Origin of the sequence: Ohtaekwangia sp., from assembly GCF_036568665.1 — a bacterium.
Lineage (GTDB): Bacteria > Bacteroidota > Bacteroidia > Cytophagales > Cyclobacteriaceae > Ohtaekwangia.
Genome location: NZ_DATCSD010000228.1, coordinates 1 through 3,806, shown reverse-complemented (window position 1 = coordinate 3,806; position 3,806 = coordinate 1). Strand labels below are relative to the sequence as shown.

Annotated in this window: 4 protein-coding genes; 2 read left to right on the top strand and 2 right to left on the bottom strand. The window is 45.2% G+C overall.

Annotation, left to right across the window (positions count from 1 at the left end; all coding sequences use genetic code 11):
- A partial coding sequence (locus VIN08_RS12775) for a sialate O-acetylesterase (protein ID WP_331965483.1) occupies positions 1–1,214 on the bottom strand: 1,214 nt, incomplete at its 3' end.
- 224 nt (positions 1,215–1,438) lie between these two features.
- Here VIN08_RS12775 and VIN08_RS12770 point away from each other — a divergent pair.
- Complete coding sequence (locus tag VIN08_RS12770) at positions 1,439–2,332, top strand: PfkB family carbohydrate kinase (protein ID WP_331965480.1); 894 nt, start codon at positions 1,439–1,441, stop codon at positions 2,330–2,332.
- 117 nt (positions 2,333–2,449) lie between these two features.
- Positions 2,450–3,055 (top strand): hypothetical protein, encoded by a 606-nt coding sequence (locus VIN08_RS12765; protein WP_331965477.1) that lies wholly within the window; start codon positions 2,450–2,452, stop codon positions 3,053–3,055.
- A 189-nt stretch (positions 3,056–3,244) separates the two neighbouring features.
- Here VIN08_RS12765 and VIN08_RS12760 read toward each other — a convergent pair.
- On the bottom strand, positions 3,245–3,806 hold a 562-nt coding region (locus VIN08_RS12760; protein ID WP_331965474.1), incomplete at its 5' end, for a C40 family peptidase.

Here is a 3,806-nt window from a genome sequence, read left to right as displayed (position 1 = left end):
GCCGGCAATGGGTCTGCTATAGCACCTATTTTATACTGCCAGTCTCCCTGCAGGTTTACCGATTCTTTTTCGCTTACAATCGCATAGCTTTTGTCTTCTACAAAACCGCCTTTGCCCGCATTGTTGATCACGCGGATAACGATCACATTCTTTCCGGGCTTTAATAAACCCGCTGGTAATTCATAACGTCTCGGTGGGTAACGATAACCTATACTTCCGGCAAATTTACCGTTGATATATACCGAGTCGCTGTCTACTATACATCCCAGAAAAAGTTTGGCAGGTTTACCAGTCATTGATGCCGGTATATCTACTTCTTTTCTAAACCACACTACGCCATTCATCTTTATACCACGATCGCTCCAATAGCCCGGTACAGGCATAGTTGACCAGTCCGCAGGTATATAGTTCACATCATGCCACGGTTTCTCTCCTTTATACCCTTCATCGGCCCTGCGCAGGTTGTTATACCATTGTGTGTTTCGTAATCGCTCTGCTGTAAGTATACTATCGATCACCTGGTCATTACTGAAACGCTGCGCTTCTTTCCATGCCTCCGGAAAATTTTTCAACGCATCGGCACTGAGCCACGCTTCCGCGGGTGAACCGCCTACACTGGCATTGACGAGCCCGATAGGTACATGATATTTTTCATACAGCGATTTTGCAAAGAAATAGGCAACGGCACTAAATTTTAATACACTGGTGGGATTCGCAGGCTCCCACGTGCCGGATGTAACATCATCTTGTTTATGCTTGAAATTATACTGTGTCGATAAAAAGAAATGGCGTATAGCCGGGTTGTTGGCCTGTGCGATTACATCCGGGTAGCGCTCCTTTACCCGCTCCATCGGTAACGCCATGTTCGATTGCCCGGAACATACCCAAACATCGCCCACCAGTATATTTTTGATGGTGATGGTATTGCCGGCTTCTATGGTAAGATCATACGGACCACCGGCTTTTACAGGAGAAAGTGCCACCGACCATTTTCCATCGACTGAACTTTTCGCAGTATATACTTTACCATGAAAGCGAACAGCTACAGTTTCGTTCACTCCAGCCCAACCCCAGATGGTTACTGCCACATCGCGTTGTATCACCATACCATCGCTTATCAGGCGCGGCAATCGTACTTCGCCCCGGGCAGTAAAACAGAGGCTTAGCGATAGAAGGATAATAAGACTACAACCGGTGTTCACCGCTAATTTCATATGGGCGTGGTCTGTTTCAAAACACCTAATTTAATGCAGTGCAATGCTTTGTTCATAATGTTTTGGATGATTGGTAAAAGCGTTTACAACTCTTCGGAACAAAAAGCACCCGGCCTGCTGTTTAGGCAGGATTATGCCCGGATAAAATAATCTTTACTATTTTTGAGGTTTACTGTCTGGCTGATAATAAACGCCTGACGCTTTAACATTCTAAAGTCTTGTATATGTACGACATCTGTTGCATCGGACACATTACCCACGACAAGGTGGTAACTACCAAATCGGTTGTTCACATGGCCGGAGGAACTTCATTTTATTTCTCCAATGCCATTCGCAACATGGATGTACGCTATACGCTGGTAACAGCACTTGCCCGCAAGGAGATGCACTTTGTATCAGACCTGCGCGCCAAGAATATTGATGTGAATGCATTGCCCAGCACCCATACGGTACACTTCGAGAATATATACTCCGAGAATATGGATCACCGTACACAACGTGTACCTCAAACAGCAGATCCTTTTACTGTAGAACAACTCGTAGACGTACAAGCAAGGATATTTCACCTCGGTCCGCTGCTGGCCCATGATATACCGGTGGAGCTGATCAAAGACCTCGCATCGCGTGGGATTGTATCGCTGGATGTTCAGGGCTACCTGCGCAAGGTGGAGAATGAAAATGTACTCGCGATCGACTGGACTGACAAACGCGAAGCTCTTCCGTATATAGATATACTCAAGGCAAATGAATTTGAACTGGAAGTACTCACGGGCATTAAAGATGTGCGCGAAGGTGCTAAAGTTCTTTCCGACTGGGGAGTAAAAGAAGTGGTTATTACATTGGGTAGCCAGGGATCTGTACTTTACAGAGATGGTATATTTTACGACATCCCGGCTTATCTTCCTAAATCCGTTGAAGATGCTACCGGCTGCGGGGATACCTATATGGCCGGCTATTTATACCAGCGCCTGCAAGGTGCCGATTTGCAGGAAGCCGGAGAATTTGCGGCAGCAATGGCAACACTTAAAATACAATCGTCCGGGCCGTTTACCGGCACACGTGAAGATGTAGTGAAACTGGCAGAATCCGGCAAGAAAGTGATGCCGGTAAATATCTAGACAACCGGTATATATCTTCTGCTATATTTTTCCGTACGCTGCATACTGATTATACGCATCATTACGTTTCCCGATGGAATTAAATTTCTTTCTGTAAGTTTATAGCAAACGCTGCGTATGAAATTCCTTCCTGTTCTTTTTTCACTTATACTGTTGAATACCCTCCTTGCCTCTGCGCAACTACAGGTAATTACGCACGATGATTTTGAAACGGTAATTCCGTACCTGCAACGGGAAGATTTTAAAGGTGCGTTTGAAAAAACCCGTGAGCTCATCACCACTACACGCGATGACTCTTCGGATGTTCGGGGCATTGTTATCTACATGAACATCTTTTCAGCAGCGGGCATGGTAACGCAAGACCTGATGACGCACGATGATTTTCTGACGAATGCCTATACACACATTGGCCAACGTATTGTAATGCCGGCCCATCCCTGTGTGGACAGTTCATCGCTGGTATATAACACGCTGAAGTTTATAACCTACGAAGGCAAAACACAAGGCCTGACCGTTACAGCCAACAAGGCCCGAACCAACATACTGCTCTACGAATACTTTGATTACTCCCGCGCCATTAACCAGGATGTATATATCGGTAAAAATGTTCGCAGTGGCGGACGCTTGAGATCGATCGAAGTAAATCCCAACAAATCGAAAGTATGGATCGCGAGGCTGCACATAACCAACGCCTGGGTGAGGTTGCCTACTGCTAGAAATTAGAAGTAAGAAGCCAGGAGTAAGAAGTAAGTAGATTGTACTTATATCGAGTGTGTAGAAATATCCTCCTGCACTGCGCAACAAGCCATAGCAACAAAAAAACTGTTTGCCACAATTACTTCTTACTTCTTACTTCTTACTTCTTACTTCTTACTTCTTACTTCTTACTTCTTACTTCTTACTTCTTACAAACTAATCTGCCAGAATCCTCCTCACATGCGATAGCGTATGCGATATATTCTTGGTGTCGCCATTTACGATACCTTCTTGTGTGAGTTGATCTACGCGAACGCGGCCGGAGGCGTGAATGATCTTTTCTTCACCCAACGCAATGCCTACATGTATAACTTTGTCTTCTCCGTTTTTAAAGAAGGCAAGGTCGCCCGGCTTTACCTGGTTGAAATCTTTTACGGATTTACCCTGACTTGCCTGTTGCCATGCATCGCGAAAGAGTTTATAGCCGCAGATCTTGAAAACCATCTGTGTGAACCCGGAGCAATCTATACCAAAAGGATTTTTCCCTCCCCACTGATAAGGAGCGTTGATATACCTTACCGCTATATTCCGCAGAAACTCGAACTCGCGCTTCTGCCCTACATTTTTAGCTTCACCGTTAAAGGCAAACTGCTCTTCCATTTTAAAAAGCTCCGAGCTCGAAATGGGTATCATACTCCCCATCAATATAGCCAGGGGACTTTTATTGTAGAGTAAACTGGAAGTAAGATCGGTCGTAATTTTCAGTTCCGACTTCTCC

What these genes read in the sequence shown, in the direction of transcription:
- VIN08_RS12770 (WP_331965480.1), top strand. Translation starts at nt 1,439, where the DNA reads ATGTACGACATCTGTTGCATCGGACACATTACCCACGACAAGGTGGTA.
- VIN08_RS12765 (WP_331965477.1), top strand. Translation starts at nt 2,450, where the DNA reads ATGAAATTCCTTCCTGTTCTTTTTTCACTTATACTGTTGAATACCCTC.